Here is a 20693-nt window from a genome sequence, read left to right as displayed (position 1 = left end):
ACTCTCCAAAAAAGGTCTGAACCTAACTGAAAAAGGAATCCGTCACCGAAATGACGGGGTTGTGCATCATGCACTGGCTTTTAACACACTGTTGAATTCTCAAGAAACGGACGCGTACTCCCCGGAGCTGCGAGAGGCGCTTTTCGTTTCGGTCTTTCGTTGTGTCTTTATTCTTTCAGCGATCCGATTTACTGTCAAATTCGGCGCTTCCGGAATTCCGACTCCGCCCCGTCTCCGGGGCAACTCTCCAACCATACTCCGACATCTGACCGATGTCAAAGCCGCTGTCCAGAGGCACCATGCGGACGCACAGTGATCCACCGGATGGCGATGGGGCTGGGGAGGGGCCCGGAGCGAGGCCGGCGATCACCGCCGTCCTCGTGGGACTGGTGAACTCTATGCAGGCCTTCCCGAACCGTCAAATCAACGGATTCACAGGCCGTTTCCGGTGTTCCCGCCCAGGCCCGGGTAGGTAGATGACGTGCGCGACCAACCTGCCGTACCAAGAGCGCTCATCGTCCTGCTGGGGATCGCCGGGGCGGTCATCGCCCTGTTCGGGATGCGTGAGGTCTCGTCCATCCTCGGGCCGGTCGTGCTCGCGCTCGTCCTCGTCATAGCCGTCTCGCCGGTGCGCCGTTGGCTGAAGCGGCACGGCGCGCCCGGTTGGTCGCAGGTGCTCCTGCCGTTCCTGATCGTGGTCCTCGTCCTTCTCGGCATGGTCGCTGTCGCGACGTACTCGGTGACGCAGCTCGCCACGTTGCTCCCCACGTACGCCCCGCAGTTCCAGCAGCTCCTCAGCGACGCGCAGAGCTTCGCGGCGGCGCACGGCGTCAGCAACAGCATGATCAACGACGCGGTCAAGGCCATCGACGTGGACAAGGTCGTGGGCGTCGTGCAGAGCCTGCTGTCCAGCCTGGTCGGCGTGCTGTCCAGCCTGTTCCTGATCGTGGTGCTGCTGCTCGCGATGTGCCTGGACGCGCCCGTGACCGCGAGGATCCTGGCCGCCGGGCACACCCACCAGCACCGGCTGGTGGCCGCTTTGGACACGTTCGCCGACAAGACCCGGCGCTACCTCATCGTCTCCACGGTGTTCGGACTGATCTGCGCGGTGCTGGACACGGCGGCGCTGTCGATCCTCGGCGTGCCGCTGCCCGTGCTGTGGGGCGTGCTGGCGCTGATCACGAACTACATCCCGAACGTCGGCTTCGTCCTCGGTCTCATCCCACCCGCCCTGCTCGCCCTGCTCGACGGCGGCGTCAAGCAGATGCTGCTGGTCATCGCCGCGTACTGCGTCATCAACGTGGTGATCCAGTCGTTCATCCAGCCGAAGTTCCTGGGCGACGCGGTGGGGTTGTCGACGACGATGACGTTCCTGTCGCTGATCCTCTGGGCGTTCGTGCTCGGGCCGCTGGGGGCGCTGCTGGCGATTCCGCTGAGCCTGTTCGCGCGGGCCCTGCTGGTGGACAGCGATCCGCGCGCCACCTGGGCCGCCGCGCTGTTGTCCGGTACGCCGCCGGACGAACCGCCCGCCGCCGCGCCGCCCGGCACTCCGCCTCCGGGTGAGCCGCGCGCACCGGCCGCGACCGGAGACCCGGTGACCGAGAACGCCAAGGTCGCTGGAGGTCCGGTCCAGCGGCGGCGATGACGCCGGGGCCGGACGGGGCTCAGGTGAGGAGACGGCCCAGCGGGACGCCGCTCAGCCGCTTGACGTCGTGGGACAGGTGGGCCTGGTCCGCGTAGCCGGAGGCCGCCGCCACCTCCGCCAGGGCGACACCCGAGCGGGCCAGCCGCAGCGCGTGCTGGAAACGCACGACGCGCTGGAGCGTCTTCGGGGGATAACCGAACCCGGCCACACTCCTACGGTGGAGCTGCCGCTCGCTGAAGCCGAGCTCCCGGGCGGCCTCCCGCACGCTCGACCCCGACCGCAGCGCCGCGACCAGGGCGGGGGCCACCGGGTCGGCGGGCGCCGTCTCCCGGATCCGGGCGGTGACGGCGGCCCGCATGAGGCGCAGGCGATCGGCGAGTGCGTCCTGCGGAGAGTCCGGTGACAGGAGGGGGCGCCAGGCCGGGGCGTCCAGCGAGGCGAGGGGGACGCGCTCGTCGCGCAGCCCGTGGACGGGCACGCCGAACACCTCGCCCGTCGCGCCCGGCCGGAACCGGATGCCGGCGTACCTGTCGCCGGGCCGCATGGGCGCGGGCATCGGCCCCGTGTCCGGTCCCGCCACGAAGAGCCCGCCGGGCCCCCAGATGAGGTCGACGCAGCCGTCCGGGACCACGAGCCGCGTGCCCCCGGCCTCGCTGACGTGCGCCCATTCGCACACGACACGGCCGGCGAGCCCCGGCGCGGGCGGCCGTTCCTCGTACATCCCTCCACGCTAGGACACGGCACCGACAGCGCGGAGGGAGGGCTCAGGCGTCCAGGCGGCCGTACGCGCGCAGGGTCTTGAGGCGCTGGACGGTCACGTAGCCGCCCCACTCGTGTTCGACCAGCGGCGTCCACATCGTCCAGTTGCCGTTCCACCCGCCTTCGGGTGACTGCGCGGCGGCCAGCGCGTCCAGGTGCCGGTCCAGCAGCCCGGCGTCGAACAGCGGCAGCCGCAGCGGCGACGGCGCGAAGTCCAGCGGGAAGTGCGCCTCGCCGGAGGCGTCCGGGTCGAAGGCGACGGTGTCCAGGATGGCGGGCCGCAGCCGGGTGAACTCCGCCTCCGCCCGCTCGCGGTCCGGCGCCTGCTCCAGGAAGGCGACGACGGCCCGCGCCTCGTACGGCGTGGTGCGCTCGACGGCGGCGATCCGCGTCCAGCAGAACGCGGTGGCCGGCTCCAGCCAGGGATGGCGGACGCGGTGCTTGTGCAGGAGCGCGACGATGGAGGCGGTCGGCACGAGGTTGCCCGGCGGGTCGTCGCCGGTCTCCCACCAGGGCGCGTGGGCCATGTCACGCACGCTGGGCAGCACGAACGGCACGCCGCCGTCCCCGGCCGTCACCGACAGCAGGTAGTCGCACGCCGGCGGCACCATGGGGTCGGCGAACGCGTCCAGCTCGTCGAGGATGTGGAAGGCCACCTCGACCGGCTCGGGCTGGCTGGCGGCGCCGCGCAGGTCGGGTTCGAGCGCGTTGCCGAAGCCGCCGTCGGCGTTCTGGTAGGAGCGCAGCACGTCCAGCACCGGTCGCGCCGGTCCGCCGGCGAACAGCGCGGCGAAGCGCAGCCGGTCGATCAGCCTGCCGTGGAGCTCCAGGTAGGCGGCAGCGCGGGCGAGCATGCCGCCGCCTGTCGTGTGCGTGTCCATGGGCGGACGCTATCCGGCGCCGCACGCCCGGCTCTTGTAGGAAACGGACGTCCTAGACGGTGGAGGTGGCGTGGGCCTTACCCGTGACCTCGTCCGGGGCGGCCGTCAGGCGGGACGCCACGCGGCGGCCCCACGGCATGGCGACGAACAGCAGCGGCAGCAGCACGATGGACGCCCGCGACCACTGCGAGTGCAGGAACCACCAGGTGTCGACGTCGAACTGGGTCATGTACAGGTAGCCGTAGGCCGCCCACGCCGACCCGCCGATGATCGCCGGCCAGGCGAACCTGGTCGGCCGGGCGATCAGGAACGGCATGAACCACAGCAGGTACTGCGCGCCGAGCCGCGGGGTGACGACCATGAAGATCAGCAGGATGGCGGTGGTCATGTCGATCGGGTCGGCCCGCCGCCAGAGGAAGATCACGCCGACGACGCAGGCGTAGATGAGGTTGGTGCCGAACTTGGCGAGATCGGCCCGCAGCTCCCAGTTGCCGCCGGTGAACCACGGGGTCCAGCCCCATTCGCCGACGATCGGGCGGATGTCCTGGATGGTCTTGATGACCTCGGGGATCTGCTGGAGCGTGGTGCCCGCGAAGACGGGCAGCGTGACCAGGAAGAACAGCGGCACCAGGCCGGTCACGAACAGCGCCGCCACCCGGGCGCGCAGGTGCGGCAGGAGCAGCAGCATGCCGGGGACGAGCCAGATCGGCCAGCTCTTCGCGCACAGGGCGAGGCCCATGAGCAGTCCCGCCAGGCAGGCCCGCTTGAGGTCGGCGCGATCGGTCGGGCCGGGCGTCAGCGCTCGCCGGAGCATGCCGCCGGGGCCGAGCACGCGGTACACGGAGACGCGCCAGCCGTAGGCCGTCACGCCGCGGCGGACGCGGGCGACGACCTGGGTGGTGACGCCGGCTCGGTCGTGCGAGCCCGGCCCGCGCGCCACCACGAACGCGGCCACGCCGAAAACCAGCGCCACCGGCTCGACCTGGCCATGGATGCAGGCCACCAGCAGCGCCAGCGGGTTGAGCGCGTACTGCAGGGCGCGCAGCGACGCCTTGGGGCCGCCGGCCAGCTTGGCCACGAGCGGGATCAGGACGATGTCGGCGACGACGGTGACCAGCCGCCCGGCGTACTCCCACGGGATGCCGAGCCACAGCAGGATGCCGTAGACGTACGGGATCGTCGGCAGGAAGTGCCAGCCGCCTTCGCTGGCCAGCACGGGGTCCTGGCCGTTGAGCACGGCCAGGCCCGCGGGCTTGAAGCTTTCGACGAAGTCGACGGGCTGCCACGAGTCGTGCGCCGCGGTGAACAGCAGCAGCACGCGGACGGCGACGCCCACGACCACTGCGACGACGATCGGCGGCCGCCAGTCACGCCACTGGGCGATGACGGCGAACACGACTCCTGCGACGAGGACTGTCCCGGTGAGAAATGCGTATTCCATGGCGGGTCTAGCCTGCCGTACTCCCCTGGATGCTGCTACTTGCGAGGGCATTCTTATCCCCGACATGGCGGGTCGTACCGCGATAGACCGTGACCGTCTGTGTTGAACTCTTTCCATGGGGGGATCGCAGGTCAACCGGGCTCTGGTCCGGCTCTATTTCGAGGTGAAAGATGAGCTTCGCGACCCGGTCGCCGCCTGGGCGAAACTCACAGCAAATTCTGAGGTGTACCGTCGCGCCCGGGGCGGGCGGCGCGTGCCGCTGGACGACGGGACGGCGGCGGAGCTGACGGCCGCGGCCATCGTGCACACGGCCGCCGAGCACGGCGCGGACCGGGTGGCCGCGCTCGCGACCTCGCCGCTGGCGGGGCTGGTGGGCGCGCTGGGGGGCGCGGTGCTGACCGAGCAGCCGAGCGCGCCGCGGCAGGTGCTCGGCCCCGGCTTCCGCGGTCCGGAACCGGACGACTGGCCGCGTGCCGCGTACGTGCTGCTCTGGGGTGAGAACAACCGGCTGACCCGCACGCCCGGCACGCCGTCGGTGATCGCCGGGCGGTACAAGGGGCAGAAGGTCGTCGCGATAGGGCCGCATCCGACGCGGCTGTCGGACGAGACCCTGGTCGTGCGGCCGGGCACGGACGGCGCGCTGGCGATGGCGATGGGGCATGTGCTGCTCAGCGAGTTCCTGGTGGAGCGGCCGGTGTTCGCCGAGCACGCGCTGGACCGCACCGACCTGCCGTGTCTCGTGCGGCTGCGCGAGGTGGGCGGGTCGTGGGTGGCGGGCTGCGGCATCGGGCGGCGCGCGGACCGGCTCAGCGTGTACGGCGGGCCGCGGGGCGAGGCGGTGGAGGTGCTGCTGCCGCGCTTCGACGACGGGCCGGGCGCGCTGCGGCGCGGGGTGCCGGTGCGGCGGTACGGGGATCTGCTGGTGACGACCGTGTTCGACCTGCTGCTGGCGGTGTACGGGGTCGCCAGGGACGGGTTGCCGGGCTGCTGGCCGGGCGGCTACGACGACCGGGGCGAGCCGTACACACCCGCCTGGCAGGAGCCGCTGACCGGGGTGCCGGCCGCGCGGGCGGTCAAGGTGGCGCGGGAGCTGGGTGCGACGGCGGAGCGGACCGGAGGCCGGTGCGTGATCGTGCCGGGGCGGCTGGAGACGGCGCACGCCGACACCGCGTACCGGGCGATGCTGGCGCTGCTCGTGCTGGCCGGGTGCGGCCGCGGGTGGGCGCAGGAGGGACGGGGCGACGAGGTGGCGCTGGTGCCGTACCTGTGCCTGCATGCCCTGGGCGAGGACGGCGCGAACGTGGGGAAGCTGTGCTGGCCGCTCGCCGACGGCGTGCTGAGCGGGCGCACGGCGCGGTCGGTGCTGGTGGAGGCGGTGCGCGACGGGCTGCCGATGGCTCCCGCGCCGCGGGTGCTGGCGCTGCCGCGGCCGATCTACCCGGTGCCGCCCGACCTGGACCTGCTCATCGGCCCGGACGACAGGTGCGACGTGGCGCTGCCGGACGCGGGGCTGGTGGCCGACGCGGTGGCCAAGCTGGCGGTGGGGCGCCTGGACCCGGTCGCGGCGCGGGCGGAGAGTCCGTCGGCGCCGGAGCCGATGCGGCTGATGGTGGACCACGCGTGGATGCACGAGTACGGGGAGGCGCTGCCGACCTACCGGCCGCCCGGGCCGGGGCTGCCGGTGAAGCCGACCGAACTGGTGCCGTACCTGCCTCTGGTCCCGTTCATCCCCTGATTTCTCACAGCCCGTGAACCCTTTGCTTTCGTGGGAGCGCCCCACCGCGCGAGGCGCGATGGGGCGGTCGTACGGCGGGCTCCTGAGCCGGTGGGTCAGAAGCCGGCGGTGATCCGGGTGAACTCCCAGTCGGCCTGCGAGATGCCGCTGCAGTTGGACACGACGCCGCCGCCGGGGCACGGGCGGTCACGGTTGACGGCCCAGTAGGCGAGCCTGGTCAGGCCCTTGCCCTTGGCCCAGTCGCGGATCTGCGTCCACGTGGCCGGCGAGGTCAGCTCCTGCTGGTCGGACAGTCCGTTCATGCCGGAGATGCCCATGTGCGCGTACGCCTGGGCGTCGCTCCAGCCGAAGGCGTTCTTGAGGGCGTTCTTCAGGCCCTCGGAGGCGTTGACGGTGTCCTGGTAGATGTTGGTGCCGCCGAAGTCGAACGGCATGATCGTGTAGTTGTCGATCGGCACGCCGAGGGCCTTCGACTGGTTGATCAGCCGGACGCCGTGCGCGTTGGGGCCGGTCCTGGTCGTGCCGAAGGTGACGACGACCTTGACGCCCGGGTTGTTCTGCTTGACGATCTTCAGGCCGTTCAGGATGCGGTCCTGGACGGTGTAGTTCTCGAACTCGTCGGTGTTCTCGATGTCGAAGTCGACCACGGCGGGGCCGACGGCGTTGATGACCTGCTGCACCGCGCCGGCGAACGCCTGCGGCGTCGAGCAGTTCGGGCCGAGCTTGTTGCCCTGCCAGCCGCCGAAGGAGACCTGGACGCTGCCGCCCGCGGACTTGATGGCCGAGATGGCCTGCGCGTCGGCGCCGCCGGTCAGCGGGCGCTGCCCGTCCCACGCGGGGGCGCAGCCGCCGCTCGACAGGATGAACGCCATCGTGAACGACTTGACGCCGGTCGCGCTCATGACCGAGGCGGGGGCGGGCGGGTTGCCCCAGCCCATGTAGAGGTAGGGGGCGCCGGGCATCTTGGTGCCGCCTCCACCTGTGCAGCCGCTGGTGGTGCCGGTCACCGTGGCACCGGCGGACTCGCCGGCCGAGTTGTAGGCGCGGACCGTGTACGTGTGCGTGGTGCAGGTGCCGAGCGAGCCGATCGTGGCCGAGGTGCCGGTGACCGTGGCGCGCACCGTGGAGCCCTCGTAGACGCGGTAGCCGGTGACGGTGCCGGTCGAAGCGGTCCAGGACAGGGCGATCGAGCTGTTGGTGGTCGAGGTCACGCGGGGGGAGCCGGGGGTGGAGGGGGCGCCGGGCGTGCCCGGGTCGCCACCGCCGCTGACGGGCTTCCACAGGGCCGGCACGATGGGCGGCTCCCAGCCGACCTGCGAGGTGTGGGCCTGGATGCACTGGTAGTCGACGCCGTTGTAGGTGACGCGGGCGCCGACGGCGTAGGAGACGTTCGGCTGCCACTGGGCGGCGAACGCCGTGGAAGTGCCCGGAGCGGCGGGGACGGTGGCACCGGCGGCGGGCACCGAGGTGGCGGCTCCGGCGCCGATCATGGCTACGGCGGCGAGTAAGGCGAGGAACATGCGACGGAATCTCATGGCGTTCCCTGGAAGTGCGGCTTCACGGGTTGGGGGGTGCGCGCGGGTCGGGGGGTGCGCGGGGCGCCCGGGTCCGGCGCCTTCCGCCCGGGGTGCCGTACGGCTCGCACCGGGGGGTGAGAGCGCGAGCCGTACGGCACGGCCCGCGCGGGTGGCGCGGGCTCCTGGAGAGGCGGGGTGCTGGCTCGCTGGGGGCTGTCAGGTCAGGGCAGTGGGTGGCGGCGAGCGGGTCATGGTTCCCCGATCAAGATTTCTTTTAGGAAAGTTTCCTAAGAGTTGTGGTGATCGTAGCCTTGACACCCGGTCCTTACAAGGCCCAAAGAAACGGAAATGTCGCCCGTCAAGAGCGCACGCGAAGGCGCCGCGGCCGGGTCGGCCGCGGCGCCGGGGTCCGCACCTCACAAGATCAGGGGCGGCGGGTGATACGGACGTCGTCGACGCCCGCCTCGACCAGCGAGGCGCCCGAGACGTCCGCCGCGTCGATCACGACACGGACCGTCTGGCCCGCGAACGCCGTCACGTCCGCCGTCGCCGTGCTCCACGAGCCGTTGCGGTTGGCCGCCGCTCCCGCCTGCTGGAGGACGGTCGCGGTGGTGCCGCCCACCACCCGCGCGCGCAGGTAGTCGGCGCTGGAGCTGTTGGAGCCGTGCGCGAGGTACCACGACAGCGACAGGCTCAGCGTGCCGCCCGAGGGCAGCGTGATCGGCGGCGACTGGATCGAGGTGACGCCGCCGTCGACGTCGTGGTCACCGGCGGCGGTGCCGGCGAGCCGGCCCGTCACCAGGTCGTTGGCGCCGCTGACGGTGGTGCCGAGCTGCTTGGCCCCGTACGAGGTGGTGTCCGCGGGGTCGCCGCGCTCCCACTGCCCGGTCGTGGCCGTGTCGGTGCCGGACGGGTTGACGGTCCAGCCCGTGGCCGACTCGAACGTGTCGGAGTACACGGTCTCCGCCGGGATGCCGGCGCCGCAGTACTGGGAGTCCTTGCCGATGATCCGGTAGACGCAGTCGGAGTACTCCAGGAAGCGGAGCACGGCCTCGCGGTTGCGGGTGGTCTGCGGGCCGATCTGCTCGTCGGGCGGGTAGAACCCCGGGCTGGCGCCGGTCGGGTACATCTCGAAGGTGAAGCTGAAGATCTTGTAGACGCCCCACATCCAGTCGTCGATGGTGCCGTCGGTGATGTAGAGGTCGCTGGACTGCTCGGGCGTGTAGCCGTTGGTGGAGGTCATGCTCCGGCCCAGCGCCGCGTGGGCGTCCCGGTCGTCCTGGGTCAGGCCGGGCGCCGTGTCGTCGTAGGTGTAGCCGTACGGCCACAGCACCAGCTCGCTGTAGGTGTGCCAGTCGACGTGCGCCTTGATCTGCTGGACGCCGCCGACGACCCGGCTGCGCACCCAGTCGGCCGTCGCCTTCACCTCGGGCGCCGACTCGGCGGCCGAGCCGCGGTAGGTCTCGCTGGAGGTCGAGCCGGACGAGCCGCCGCAGCAGCCCCAGTTGTAGCCCCAGTTGCGGTTGATGTCGGTGCCGACGGCCGAGGAGCCGCTGTTGGGCTGCCGGTTCTTGCGCCACGAACGGTAGGAGCCGGTCGCGATGTCGTACTCGCCGCCGTCGGGGTTGAGGTCCGGCATGATCCAGATCTCGCGGCTGTTCACCAGGTTCGTGATCCGGCTGTCGCTGCCGTAGTTGTCGGCCAGCAGATGCATGATGTACAGCGCCATCTCGACCGTGAGGTGCTCGCGGGCGTGCTGGTGGGCGGTGAAGAGCACCTCGGGCTCCGCCTCGTCCGTGCCCACGTTGTCGCTGATCTTGACGCCGACGAGCCGCCTGCCCTCGTACGACGTCCCGTACGTGAACGTGCTGGCGATCGCGGGATGGGCGGCGACCAGCGCGTTCACGTCGGCGGTCATCTCGGCGTAGTTGTGGTAGCCGGAGTCCGACGGCGGGAAGTCGGCGGGCCCGGCATCGGACCGGGGCGCGGGACGCGGCACCTCCGTCACCCGGTAGCCGAGGCGCGTGATCGCGGTCACCTCGGCCTGCGTGGCCGTGACGAGGACCGAGTCCTTCGCCACCTCCTCGATCGCGGCGCCGGTGGCGGCGACGGCGCTGCGCTGCCGCGCGTCGGACGGGCCCTGTACGCGGTACTGCCGGTTCGGCGGCGGCTCGGCGGAGGCCCCCGCCCCGGTGACGCCGGTCAGGCAGAGCAGTCCCAGGACGGCTAACAGGATGACAAAACGGCGTTGCACCTCGTCCTCCTCGGACGCGTGGGTTGGATGCTGACACGCGCCTGAACCGAGAGTGAGGACGATCCCTTGCACGGGACAGGCCCAATTTCTCCGCCCACGGCCGCGCGCCTGCCGAAGCGGTGCGAGCATGGCAGACGCGCGGCGGCTGAGCTGGCATCATTCCGAGAAGTTGACCCGTCAGAAGTCGTCGGCCGTCCGGATCCGGTCACGCACCCACACGCCCGCCGGCTTGAGCCGGGAGGTGCCGGTGAAGGTGCCGTTCGGGCAGGTGCCCTCGGTGAAGACCGCGCCCGAGCGCTCGTCGTCGGAGTAGTTCCAGTTGACCCAGCTGATCTTCTTCTGGGCCATCAGGTCGAGGTACTGCTGCGCCCGGGTGAAGTTGTTCGAGCCGTCGCCGGAGGCCGTCTGCGTGCCGTACTCGGTGACGAACATCGGGATGCGGTCGGCGGCCCGGCTCAGCGCGTTCAGGTACTCGGAGCCGTGGGAGGCCGCGTAGAAGTGGAACGTGTACATGATGTTGGTGGCGTTGACCGGGTTGTTGACGACCTCGCTCTCCGTCGCCCCGTCGGAGACGCCGAGCGAGGACCAGGCGCGGGTGCCGACCAGGATGGGCGCGTCCGGGTCGTACTGACGGATGACCGGGATGATCTGGTGGGCGTAGTTGCGGATCGTGGACCAGGAGACGCCACTGGGCTCGTTGGCGATCTCGTACAGGACGTTGTTCTTCGCGTTGTGCCGCTGGGCGATCTCGGTGAAGAACGTCTTGGCGCGTGACAGGTTGTAGTTCGGGTCGCCGGGGTCGAGCATGTGCCAGTCGACGATCGCGTACAGGCCGCGGGAGGTGGCCTGCTCGATCAGGTTGTGGACCCGGTCGGTGAACAGCCGGGGATTGGTCTCGTACCCGTCCTCCTGGATGTACATGGAGATGCGCAGGACGTCGGCCTTCCAGTCGGTGGCCAGGGCGTCGAGCGAGGCCTTGTTGAGGCACTGGTAGTACCACTGGAGGCCGTGCGTGCTCATGCCGCGCAGCTGGATCTGCTTGCCGTTCTTGTTGCACAGGCGCACGCCGCACACGCTGAGCTGCCCGTTGGCCTCGACCGGGGTGCCGGCTGCCGGCGGGGCGCCGTCGGTGACGGTCAGGCGGTCGAGGTTCGGTCCGCCGTTGGCGGTGGTGGCCGAGGCACGGACGGTGTTGGCTCCGGCGTTGAGCGTCACGGCGACGGTGACGTCCTGCCAGGTGGTCCAGGCGCCGGTGCCCGGGAAGTCCTTGGAGACGGATGCGCCGTTGACGGTGATGGACATGGGGCGGTTCGCGGTGGTGCCGTTGGCGAACCGGAAGACGAGGGAGGCGGCGCCGGCGGTGGCGGCGTTGACGGTGAACTCCACGGAGGAGCCGGTGACGTTGTCGTAGTTGACGAAACCGGCGCCGGTGTAGCCGGCGTGGTTGGACTCGACGACGCCCTGGGAGATCGTCGCGCTCTCGGCCTGGTACTCGGTGGCGGCCCTCGCCTGGGCCTGGGCGGGGGCGGCTTGGAGACCTGCCGCTACAAGCGCGATCAGTAGGGCTGAGCGTGCGAATCGGTGCATGGGGGTGCTCCTACTCGTTCATTAGGAAACTTTACTAACGAGTATGGGGAGCATAGATCCGACCTATGTCGCACACAAGGCCCAATCTGACTGGAACGGTCAAGTCTCGTCACGCGAGTTCGAACTTTTGTTGCTCACGGAGCTGGAGCCCATCACCCGGCGCGTCGACACGCTGCTGTACCTGGAGAGCGAGCAGGGGGACCACCTGCTTGTGATCGAGTCGCAGACGCAGGAGGACCGGGACAAGACGAGCTCCTGGGCGTACTACATCGGCTATCTGCACGCCAAGCACGCGTGCCCGGTCATCCTGCTGGTCGTGTGCCAGGACCTGGCCACGGCCCGCTGGGCGCGCAGGCCCAAGGGGATCGGGCTGGCCGACCGTCCGTCCCTGGTGGTCCATCCCATCGTCCTCGGGCCGGACAACGTGCCCGCCGTCACGGACCTGGACGAGGCGGCGTCGGACGTGGTGCTGACCGTGTTCTCGGCCCTGACACACGGGCGATCACCGCAGGTCAGTGACATACTGGAGGCACTTGCCGCAGCCCTGGACACCGTAGACACCCAAACCGCCGGATCCGTTCCGAGGGCTTTGCCGAGGGCTTTGCCGAGGGCAAGGCGAAAGCCCTGAGAAGGGGCGTTCTGGGTGTCCTTCAACACCGCTGTGCGCCCGTGTCGGCGGAGGCGCGTGAGCGGATCTTCGCGTGCTCCGACGCCGAGGTGCTGGAGTCCTGGATCGACCGCGTGTTCACCATCAGCACGGCCGAAGAGCTCTTCAGCTGAGGGACGTGGTGGCCAGCTTGGCGCCGAAGCCGAGGAAGAGGGCGCCGACGCCGGAGGTGAGACCGGCGCTGAGGCGGCGGCGGGAGCGGAACTGGGCCGCCAGGAAGCTGCCGCCGAAGATCAGGGACGTCAGGTACAGCAGGCTGAAGATCTGGATGATCGCGCCCAGGATGAGGAACGACAGCGCGGGCGTCCCGTAGTCCCGGTCCACGAACTGGATGAAGAACGAGACGAAGAAGAGGATGGCCTTCGGGTTCAGGAGGCTGATCGTCAGGGCCCTGCGGAAGGGGCGGGGACGCCGGTCCACCCGCTCGGCGGGGGCGGCGGTGCCGGTGCCGGCACTGGCGGCGGCGGTTTCCGGGGTGGCGGGTGAGGAGGAGGCGCGCCAGGCCCGCCAGGCGCCGCGCAGCATCTGGAAGCCCATCCACGCCAGGTAGCCCGCCCCCGCGTACTTCACCATCGCGAACAGCACCGGGTTCGAGCGCAGCAGCGACGCCGCCCCGGCCGCCGCGAGGGCCATGAGCACCGTGTCACCCACGAACACGCCTGCCGCCGCGCGGTACCCTTGCCTGACGCCCTGCTGGGCCGCGAGGCTGAGCACGTACAGGGAGTTGGGGCCGGGCAGGAGGATGATGAAGAACGCGCCGATGACGTAGGTCCAGATGTCGGTGATGCCGAAGAACATGCCGCTGACTCCCGCAAGATGGTGACATATCACGGTATCGCGTGATCGGCCGGTCGGCGCGTAATAAATCCCGCCAGGTGGCTGCTGGTAGCCGCGCGAGATCTCAGCCGAAGGCCGGTCGCGTCCGGTCCTCGACGGCCTCGTTCCGGAGTGTGTACGTGCGGCCCGCGCGGGCGTCCCAGCTCAGGACGTCGCCGTCGCGGCGCGCGCCGGGTTCGTGGCCGCGCTCGTCGTGGAGGCGGTGGCGCCCGGCGACGACGGACGACCTGACCTTGATCGGCCCGGTCCTGCCGGTCCGCACGGTGATCGTGTCGGGGGCGCCGTTCCTCCAGGTGGCGCCCACGGTGACGTCGCCGCGGGCGCGCAGTCCCGACACCGAGCCGTCCTTCCACACGGCGGGCAGCGCGGGCAGCACGTGGACCACGTCGTTCTGGCTCTGCACCAGCATCTCGGCGATCCCGGAGGTGGCGCCGAAGTTGCCGTCGAGCTGGAACGGCGGGTGGGTGTCCCACAGGTTGTCCAGCGTGGACGTCTTCAGCTGCTCGCCGAGCATCCGGTGCGCGTGGTCGCCGTCCAGCAGCCGAGCCCAGAAGTTGATCTTCCACGCCTTGCTCCAGCCGGTGCCGCCGTCGCCGCGCCCGGTCAGGGAGACCTCGGCCGCGCGGGCCTCCGGGGTGCCCGCGACGATCTGGTGTCCCGGGTGGAGGGCGTACAGGTGGGAGAGGTGCCGGTGCGTGTCGGTGGCCGCGTCCCAGTCCTCCTTCCACTCCTGGAGCTGGCCCCAGGAGCCGATCCGGATGCCCGGGTCGAGGTCGGCCAGCGCGGCGGCCGTCTCGGCCTGGAAGCCCTCGTCCACGCCGAGGGTCCTGGCCGAGGCCAGCGCGTTGGTGAGGAGCTCCCGCACGATCTGCTGCGACATCGACGCCCCGGCCGAGAAGTCGCCGTGCTCGGGCGAGTAGCTGGGCGAGACGACGAGCCTGCCGTCACGCGGGTCGGTGTGCAGGAGGTCCAGCCAGAACTCGGCCGCCCCCTTGATGACCGGATAGGCGGTCTCGCGCAGGTAGTCCACGTCGCCGGTGAAGCGGTAGGTGTCGTAGAGGTGCCGGGTGGTCCAGGCGGCGGCCTCCGGGAACCAGAAGGCGGTGGCCCAGTCGTGCACGCCGGTGAAGCCGAACGGGTTGGTCTCGTTGTGCACCACCCAGCCGCGCGCGCCGAACATCTCCCGTGCCGTCCTGCGTCCCGGCGCGACCAGAGCCGTGATGTAGCGGTCGTAGGGCCTGGTGGTCTCGTGCAGGTTGGTCTGCTCGGCCGGCCAGTAGTTCATCTGCAGGTTGATGTTGACGTGGTAGTCGGCCGACCAGGGCGGGCTCGTCGAGTCGTTCCACACACCTTGGAGGTTCGCGGGCAGGAGGTCGTTCTCGCGGGAGGAGGAGATCAGCAGGTAACGGCCGTAGGCGAAGAACAGCGCCTCCAGGGCCCGGTCGTCGGCGGAGGGACCGCCGGTGTAGTTCGCGCGGAGCCGGTCGGTGGGGAGCGCCGGGGTGGTCTGGCCGAGGTCCAGCCGCACCCGGTCGAACAGCTCGCGGTAGTCCGCGACGTGCGCGGCCCTGAGCTCGTCGTAGCTCCTGGCGGCGGCCGCGTCGACCGCCGCGGTGACCTTGGCGTGCGGGTCCGCACCGCGGTACGCCGGGTGGACGTCGGCGTAGTCGGTGCCGGCCGACAGCACGAACACCGCGCTGTCGGCGCCGGTGACGGTGATCCTGTCGCCCGCGTCCGTACGGGTGCCGCCCTCGGCGATCACCTGCACCTGGGCCTCGAACCTCATCCCGTTGTCCGGCAGCGTGCCGCGGATGGTGAGCCGGCCGCCGGAGGCGGTGACCGTCTTGTCCGGGTGGGGCGAGGTGTGCCGGAGTGTGAACGAGATGCCGCCGTCCCGGTCGGCCGAGAGGCGGCCGACGATCACGTTGCCCGGGTTGCCGGCGAAGTACTCGCGGGTGTGGGTGACGCCGCCGGCGGTGTAGCCGACCCGGGCCACGGCCTCGTCCAGGCTGAGCTCGCGGCGGTAGCCGGTGGGGTCGCGGGGCGCGCCGGCGATGTCCAGGTGCAGGTCGCCGAACGTCTGGTAGGCGCCGAACCCGGTCTTCGGCCGGCCGAGCGCGGCCGCCACCTCATCGGGCGTCACCCTGCCGTCGCGGTCGATCCGCCGCCGGACCTCCGCGACGGCGTCGGGGCGCGGGCTCGTCCAGTTGCCGAAGTCGTAGCCGTCGTGGCCGGGGCCGCCGGTCCACAACGTCTTCTCGTTGAACTGGATCCGCTCCGTGGCCACGCCGCCGAACACCATGGCGCCGAGCGGGCCGTTGCCGATGGGCAGGGCCTGGGTCTCCCAGTCGGTCGCGGGCTCGTCGTACCAGAGGGTCAGGCTTCCTGACGGGGGGTGGACCACTCTCAGGGAGATAGCACCCAGAGGCGGCCCGCGACAAGAGGGCGCCGTCCGGCGGGAGTTCGAGGCCGAACGCGTCGAAAGAGGCAGTCCCATTCCGGTGCGTCAGGTACGGTAAGCCACCGGCGCCGGGTCGCGCGGCGCCGGGGTAAGCACCAACTCACCCCGAACGGTCCATCCGGCACGCCTGGTCGCGCGAGGCGCGGGTAGTCGCCGGTCGACGGCCTACCTGCGGAGCAACCCTTGAACCATCCTCCGGTCACCCTGCCACGCCTCACCTCTCTGGCCCGCCAGGCGGTGCCCCGGCTGCTGGAGGGCGTGGTGGCGCCGCTCGCCGTGTTCTACGCGGCTCTCGCGCTGCTCGGGCTGACGGGCGCGCTGGTGGCGGCGGTGGCGTGGGTGTACCTGGGGGTCGCCTGGCGGCTGGTCCGCGGGATCCGGGTGCCCGCCACGATGGTCCTCGCGGCCATCGCGATCACCGCGCGGGCCGCGGTGGGCTTCTGGACGGGGAGCTGGGTGGTGTACTTCATCCAGCCCGAGCTGGGGACGATCTGCATCAGCATGGCGTTCCTCGCCTCGGTGCGGCTCAACCGGCCACTGGTGCAGAAGCTCACCCTCGACTACATCCACCTGCCGTCGGCCGTGCTCAAGCACGAGCGGATGCGCAGGTTCTTCGCCCGGATCACGCTGCTGTGGGGGTTCGTGCTGCTGGCCAACTCGACGGTGAGCATCTACCTGGCGCTGCACGAGTCGCTCGGCACGTTCATGCTGCTGCGCACCTCAGCCGTGGCCGCGATCAGCGGGCTGGCCGTCGCGTTCTCGATCTTCGCGTTCAAGCGGGTGCTCCGCCGCCTGCACGTGTCCCACGCCTGACCGCTCCCACGCCGTCCGCTCCCACGCCGGCCACTCCCCCGCCGACCGCTCCCCACGCTGACCGCTCGGCCAGCAGGAACGCCCCGCACATCCCCATCACCAGACCTGTCAGCGTCTCGAAGAGCTGCACCAGCCCGAGCGCGCCGCCGGGTTCCCCGCCGAGCGGGGCGCCCGTGACGACGAGGATCATCGCGTACAGCCCCCAGCCGAACATCGTGCCGCTGCCGAGCCAGGCCACCGCCACGGGCCGCCAGAGCGGGCCACGTCCCCGCGCCCGGACGACGACGAGCAGCGCCACTCCCGCGCCGACGGCGAGCAGGCCCTTCAGCCCGTCCTGGACGGCGCCGACGAAGGAGCTGGGAGCAGCCGCCATGGCGGCCGGCAGTCCGGCGTCGCCACCGGACGCCCAGTACAGGCGCGCCGCGCCGAGCAGGACCGTCATCCCCAGCGCCCCCACGGCCACGACCCGCTGGAACGGCGCCGACGGGCCGGCCTGGCGCCGGAGGCTCGGGGCCAGCAGCGGGTACGCCCAGCGGTCGCGGACATACAGGGCGAACGCCGTCAGCAGGCAGACGCCCTGGCCGATGAACCCGCCGTACACCATGGCGTACACCCACGGCTGGACCGGGCCACCGGTCTCCAGGAGGGACGGGCCCTCGACGAGGAGGGCGAGCGGCACCGTCGCGACGACGATGCCGAGCAGCCCGGACCCCACCCAGAGCGGCAGGAGCACCAGCCACGCGGGCAGCCGCCTCCCCCGGCGCGTGGTGAACGACAGGGCCAGCACCAGGGCGACGGCATCCATGGCGAAGGTCATGGCGTTCAGCCCCACCATGGCCGGGTCGTCCAGGAACGCGGGGTCGTCGACGCCCACCGGACGGCCGGTCAGCCAGAGGATCTTGATGGTCAGGTAGGGCAGTGTGGCGGCCATGGCCACGATCGCGGCGGTGACCCGCCCGATCCCGGGCCTTCCTGCCGTGCGGTGCTCATCGGTCGTGGGCTGTGTCATGGCTCCAGGCTCGCGGCCGGCGCGGGGCCGGACCTCCCGGTGTGAGGGGATCGCCCTCCCCCGCCCGGGGGAGCCGGCCGGACAGGGGGAAGCCGCTCAGGGCAGCTTGACGGTCAGCTCGAAGCCGGTGTCCTCGCGGGGCCCGGCCGTGAGGGTGCCGCCCGCCAGCCGTACGCGCTCCCGCAGCCCCGCCAGGCCGAGGCCGCCCGGCACGGCGACGGGACGGGCCCGCGAGGGCCCGTTGCGCACGGTGACGCGGCCGGGCGAGACCTCGACCGTCACCGGGGCGCCCGGCGCGTGCTTGGCCGCGTTCGTCAGCCCCTCCTGGACCACGGCGTGCGCCAGGGCCGGCGCCGCCCCCTCCGCCAGCCGCAGCGTGATCGCCATGCCGGAGGCGCGGGCCCGCTCGACCAGCGCCGCCACGTCCTCCCCCACGGGCGTCAGCGGCGGCGGGCCGGCGTCGTCGCCGAGCAGCCCGATGATCTGGCGCAGCCGCTCGGTGGCGTCCGCCGCCGCGAGCCGCAGCTCGCCCGCCGCCCTGACCTGCGAGCCGTCCAGGCCGGGCGACATCTCCAGCCCGGCGGCCCGCACCGCGATGAGCGCCAGGTCGTGGCCGAGCGAGTCGTGCATGTCGCGGGCGATCCTGGCCCGCTCGCGCAGCCGCGCCTGCGCCGCGACCGACAGCGCCGCCTGCTCGCGCTGCTGGAGGAGCCGCCACCGCACCAGCCCCAGCGTGTACGGCAGGGCGTAGGTGCCGAGGAGCCCGCTGGCCATCGTGATCCACGTCGCCGCCCCGCTCCCCCGAGAGACCGCGAGCACCGCGCCCACGAGCGCCACCACCGCGAACACGGCCAGGACGCGCCCCGGCCGCACCGGCCGCCGCCCGCACAGGTACGCGTACCCCATCACGAACGGCGAGGCCGACACGAACGGAAAGATCTTCACGCCCGGCAGCGCCAGCGGCCAGACGAGGTCGGAGGTGGCGAGCCCCTGCTCGAAGTGCCACGGCCCGAACGGCAGCAGCAGCACCACGGCGATCTCCGGGCGGCGCCTGCCGGCGGCCACGGCGAGCGCGGCGAGCGCCATCCGCGGCACGGTCTGGAGGCCGAACGCGCCCGCGTCCTCCAGCGGGTCAGGCCCCGCGGCGGCGAGCGCGACGGACAGCAGCGACCAGAGCAGCACACCGTGGACGAGCCGGCGGCGGCTCTCGTGGCGCTGATCCTTCACGGGGACGACCGTACCCGCCGCGCACGGGACGGCGGTCCCGCCGAAAGGCACGCCTGCCCCCTGACCAAAGTCGGGGTAGGGCGTGGACCCCCGCGAGGGTGGGGCTGGCACCACCCCGGATTCGGATACCCGCCCTGCTGTCCTGCCGCCTTCCGGCCGCTTTGATCGTAGGTGTCAGCGATGGTCGCACCTCGGTCCCCTACGAAAGTCGGGGGTCCCGTGTGCCGATCGTCGGCTGTGCCGTGACCTGCGGGCTTCCTATCGTGCCTGGGGTGCGGGCCCTATCCCGTCCCAGGGACATGCCCGCTCCGGACCGGGGGTTTCCCCGATGTCCCACGGCTCCTCCCGCCGCCAGGCTGTGAGGCACGACGATCGGAGACCCACGCATGTCGCACGCCATTCTCGACCTGGTCCACCAGGCGATGTCGTCACCCTGGCTGTACGCCGCGCTGTTCGCCCTGGCACTGCTCGACGGGTTCTTCCCGATCGTGCCCGCGGAGACCTCGGTGATCACCGCCGGGGTGTTCGCCGCGACGGGCGAGACGAACCTGGCCCTGGTGATCCTGGTGTCCGCGCTGGGGGCGTTCGCCGGTGACCACGTGTCGTACCTGATCGGCAGCAGAGCCGCCGGCCGGCTGCGCGAGCGCAAGGCGCTCGTGTGGGCGCGGCGGGCGCTGGCCGAGCGGGGCGGGCTCGTGCTGGTGATCGCCCGGTACATCCCGGGCGGACGCACCGCGACCACGCTGACCATGGGCGCCGTACGGCACCCGCTGCGCTCGTTCACGTTCTTCGACGCGATCGCCGCCTCCTCCTGGGCGGTGTACTCCGCGCTGATCGGGTTCTTCGGCGGGATGGCGTTCGAGAACGACCCGATCAAGGGGCTGCTGCTCGGCCTCGGGATCGCCCTGTCCGTCACCGGGGTGGTCGAGCTGGTGCGCTGGGCCCGGAAGCGACGCGCCATCCAGCCTTCCCCGGAACGCCTTCCGGTGGACACGTCCGTTTGACCCTGCCCAGTGACCATCCGAAGCGAGAGGTGAGGACATGACGCTGCTGGCCGCGGTGACAGCCCTGGTCGGTTCGCTGTTCTTCGCACTGGGCGCCGCCCTCCAGCAGTTCGAGGCGGCCGGCGCGCCCGGCGCGCGAGGGCTGCTCGCGCTGCTGCGCAGGCCGCGCTGGCTGGCGGGCGGCGCGAGCATCCTGGTGGGCGGCGGCCTGCACATCGTGGCGCTCGGCCTCGGACCGCTGACCGTGGTCCAGCCCATGGGGGTGGCCAGCCTGCTGTTCGCGCTGCCCATCGCGGCCACCCTGCACGGCCGCCGGCCCTCGCGTGCCGAGCTGGGCGCCGCCGCTCTGGTGGCGGCGGGGCTCGTCGGCCTGGTGCTGCTCGTGCCGGAGTCGGCCGGGCCGACCGCGCTCAGCCCGGCCGGGGTGGTGACGCTGCTCGCGGTCTCCGGGCTGGCGGCGGCGCTGCTGTGGGCGGGCTCCCGGATCGCCTCTCCGGCGGGCCGGGCCGCCCTGCTCGCCACCAGCTCCGGGGTCCTGTACGGCGCCACCGCCACGCTCATGCGGGTGCTGGTGGACGGCGCGTGGAACTGGTGGTACCTGCTCGCCCTCCCGGTGCCGGCGCTGCTGGCGCTGGCGATGCTCCAGCGGGCCTACGCCGTCGGCCACTTCGGCGTCTCGTTCGCCTCGTTGCAGATCGCCGACCCGCTCACCGCGGTCGCGTTCGGCGCGCTGCTGCTGGGCGAGCCGCTGCCGACCGGGCTCGCCCCGGTCGCCGCCGCGGCGCTGACCGCGGCGGGCACCGTCGCGCTGGCCAGGACCACTCCCCTGGAGGCGCGCCCCTGACGCACCCCCTCC

17 protein-coding genes are annotated in these 20693 nt (G+C 71.7%); 7 read left to right on the top strand and 10 right to left on the bottom strand.

Annotated features, from left to right (window positions below; genetic code table 11):
- Both AB0H64_RS35055 and AB0H64_RS35050 read left to right on the top strand, forming a co-directional pair.
- Nucleotides 1–316, top strand: a 316-nt coding sequence (locus AB0H64_RS35055) for a hypothetical protein (RefSeq protein ID WP_357633280.1), incomplete at its 5' end; no start/stop codon positions are given.
- A gap of 165 nt (nucleotides 317–481) precedes the next feature.
- On the top strand, nucleotides 482–1645 hold the full coding sequence (locus AB0H64_RS35050; protein WP_357633277.1) for an AI-2E family transporter: 1164 nt from the start codon (nucleotides 482–484) through the stop codon (nucleotides 1643–1645).
- A gap of 19 nt (nucleotides 1646–1664) precedes the next feature.
- On the opposite strand, the gene AB0H64_RS35045 is transcribed toward AB0H64_RS35050, so the two are convergent.
- Genes AB0H64_RS35045 through AB0H64_RS35035 form a run of 3 tightly spaced genes read right to left on the bottom strand, consistent with a single transcriptional unit; the run spans nucleotide 1665 to nucleotide 4726 of the window.
- On the bottom strand, nucleotides 1665–2366 hold the full coding sequence (locus AB0H64_RS35045) for a helix-turn-helix transcriptional regulator (RefSeq protein WP_357633274.1): 702 nt from the start codon (nucleotides 2364–2366) through the stop codon (nucleotides 1665–1667).
- A 43-nt stretch (nucleotides 2367–2409) separates the two neighbouring features.
- Nucleotides 2410–3285 (bottom strand): hypothetical protein, encoded by an 876-nt coding sequence (locus tag AB0H64_RS35040; protein WP_357633271.1) that lies wholly within the window; start codon nucleotides 3283–3285, stop codon nucleotides 2410–2412.
- Between the two features lie 52 nt (nucleotides 3286–3337).
- On the bottom strand, nucleotides 3338–4726 hold the full coding sequence (locus tag AB0H64_RS35035; RefSeq protein WP_357633268.1) for a hypothetical protein: 1389 nt from the start codon (nucleotides 4724–4726) through the stop codon (nucleotides 3338–3340).
- Nucleotides 4727–4841: 115 nt separating this feature from the next.
- On the opposite strand from AB0H64_RS35035, the gene AB0H64_RS35030 reads away from it, so the two are divergent.
- Nucleotides 4842–6461, top strand: a complete 1620-nt coding sequence (locus AB0H64_RS35030) for a molybdopterin-dependent oxidoreductase (protein ID WP_357633265.1) — start codon at nucleotides 4842–4844, stop codon at nucleotides 6459–6461.
- A 95-nt stretch (nucleotides 6462–6556) separates the two neighbouring features.
- Here the strand turns inward: AB0H64_RS35030 and AB0H64_RS35025 are convergent, their stop codons facing one another.
- From AB0H64_RS35025 to AB0H64_RS35015, 3 genes are all read right to left on the bottom strand, one after another.
- Nucleotides 6557–7996 carry a carbohydrate-binding protein gene (locus tag AB0H64_RS35025; protein WP_357633262.1) on the bottom strand — a complete coding sequence of 480 codons (1440 nt, stop codon included), beginning with the start codon at nucleotides 7994–7996 and terminating at the stop codon, nucleotides 6557–6559.
- A 406-nt stretch (nucleotides 7997–8402) separates the two neighbouring features.
- Nucleotides 8403–10232, bottom strand: coding sequence for a M14 family zinc carboxypeptidase (locus AB0H64_RS35020; RefSeq protein ID WP_357633259.1), 1830 nt, complete (start codon nucleotides 10230–10232; stop codon nucleotides 8403–8405).
- Nucleotides 10233–10409: 177 nt separating this feature from the next.
- Nucleotides 10410–11819 carry a cellulase family glycosylhydrolase gene (locus AB0H64_RS35015; protein WP_357633256.1) on the bottom strand — a complete coding sequence of 470 codons (1410 nt, stop codon included), beginning with the start codon at nucleotides 11817–11819 and terminating at the stop codon, nucleotides 10410–10412.
- A 130-nt stretch (nucleotides 11820–11949) separates the two neighbouring features.
- Here AB0H64_RS35015 and AB0H64_RS35010 point away from each other — a divergent pair, with 130 nt between their 5' ends.
- A complete protein-coding gene (locus AB0H64_RS35010; protein ID WP_357633253.1) occupies nucleotides 11950–12447 on the top strand; it encodes a hypothetical protein in 498 nt (165 codons plus the stop codon).
- Nucleotides 12448–12591: 144 nt separating this feature from the next.
- Here the strand turns inward: AB0H64_RS35010 and leuE are convergent, their stop codons facing one another.
- On the bottom strand, nucleotides 12592–13284 hold the full coding sequence (gene leuE / locus AB0H64_RS35005; RefSeq protein ID WP_357633250.1) for a leucine efflux protein LeuE: 693 nt from the start codon (nucleotides 13282–13284) through the stop codon (nucleotides 12592–12594).
- A gap of 103 nt (nucleotides 13285–13387) precedes the next feature.
- Nucleotides 13388–15727 carry a glycoside hydrolase N-terminal domain-containing protein gene (locus AB0H64_RS35000; protein ID WP_357633247.1) on the bottom strand — a complete coding sequence of 780 codons (2340 nt, stop codon included), beginning with the start codon at nucleotides 15725–15727 and terminating at the stop codon, nucleotides 13388–13390.
- 240 nt (nucleotides 15728–15967) lie between these two features.
- On the opposite strand from AB0H64_RS35000, the gene AB0H64_RS34995 reads away from it, so the two are divergent.
- Nucleotides 15968–16597 carry a VC0807 family protein gene (locus AB0H64_RS34995; protein ID WP_357633244.1) on the top strand — a complete coding sequence of 210 codons (630 nt, stop codon included), beginning with the start codon at nucleotides 15968–15970 and terminating at the stop codon, nucleotides 16595–16597.
- Here AB0H64_RS34995 and AB0H64_RS34990 read toward each other — a convergent pair.
- On the bottom strand, nucleotides 16557–17606 hold the full coding sequence (locus tag AB0H64_RS34990) for a hypothetical protein (RefSeq protein ID WP_357633241.1): 1050 nt from the start codon (nucleotides 17604–17606) through the stop codon (nucleotides 16557–16559). The genes AB0H64_RS34995 and AB0H64_RS34990 overlap by 41 nt on opposite strands.
- Before the next feature lie 96 nt (nucleotides 17607–17702).
- Nucleotides 17703–18833: a histidine kinase gene (locus tag AB0H64_RS34985; RefSeq protein WP_357633238.1), complete on the bottom strand. Its 1131-nt coding sequence runs from the start codon at nucleotides 18831–18833 to the stop codon at nucleotides 17703–17705.
- A 386-nt stretch (nucleotides 18834–19219) separates the two neighbouring features.
- Between AB0H64_RS34985 and AB0H64_RS34980 the strand changes: the two genes are divergently transcribed.
- Together AB0H64_RS34980 and AB0H64_RS34975 are read left to right on the top strand one after the other, a co-directional pair.
- The gene (locus AB0H64_RS34980; protein ID WP_357633235.1) at nucleotides 19220–19837 is read left to right on the top strand and encodes a DedA family protein; all 618 of its coding nucleotides are present in this window, start codon (nucleotides 19220–19222) and stop codon (nucleotides 19835–19837) included.
- A gap of 37 nt (nucleotides 19838–19874) precedes the next feature.
- Complete coding sequence (locus tag AB0H64_RS34975; protein ID WP_357633232.1) at nucleotides 19875–20681, top strand: DMT family transporter; 807 nt, start codon at nucleotides 19875–19877, stop codon at nucleotides 20679–20681.
- Nucleotides 20682–20693: the final 12 nt, after the last annotated feature.

The sequence above is a fragment of the Nonomuraea sp. NPDC050733 genome (assembly GCF_040654215.1).
GTDB lineage: Bacteria > Actinomycetota > Actinomycetes > Streptosporangiales > Streptosporangiaceae > Nonomuraea.
This window is presented reverse-complemented; position numbering and strand designations above follow the sequence as displayed.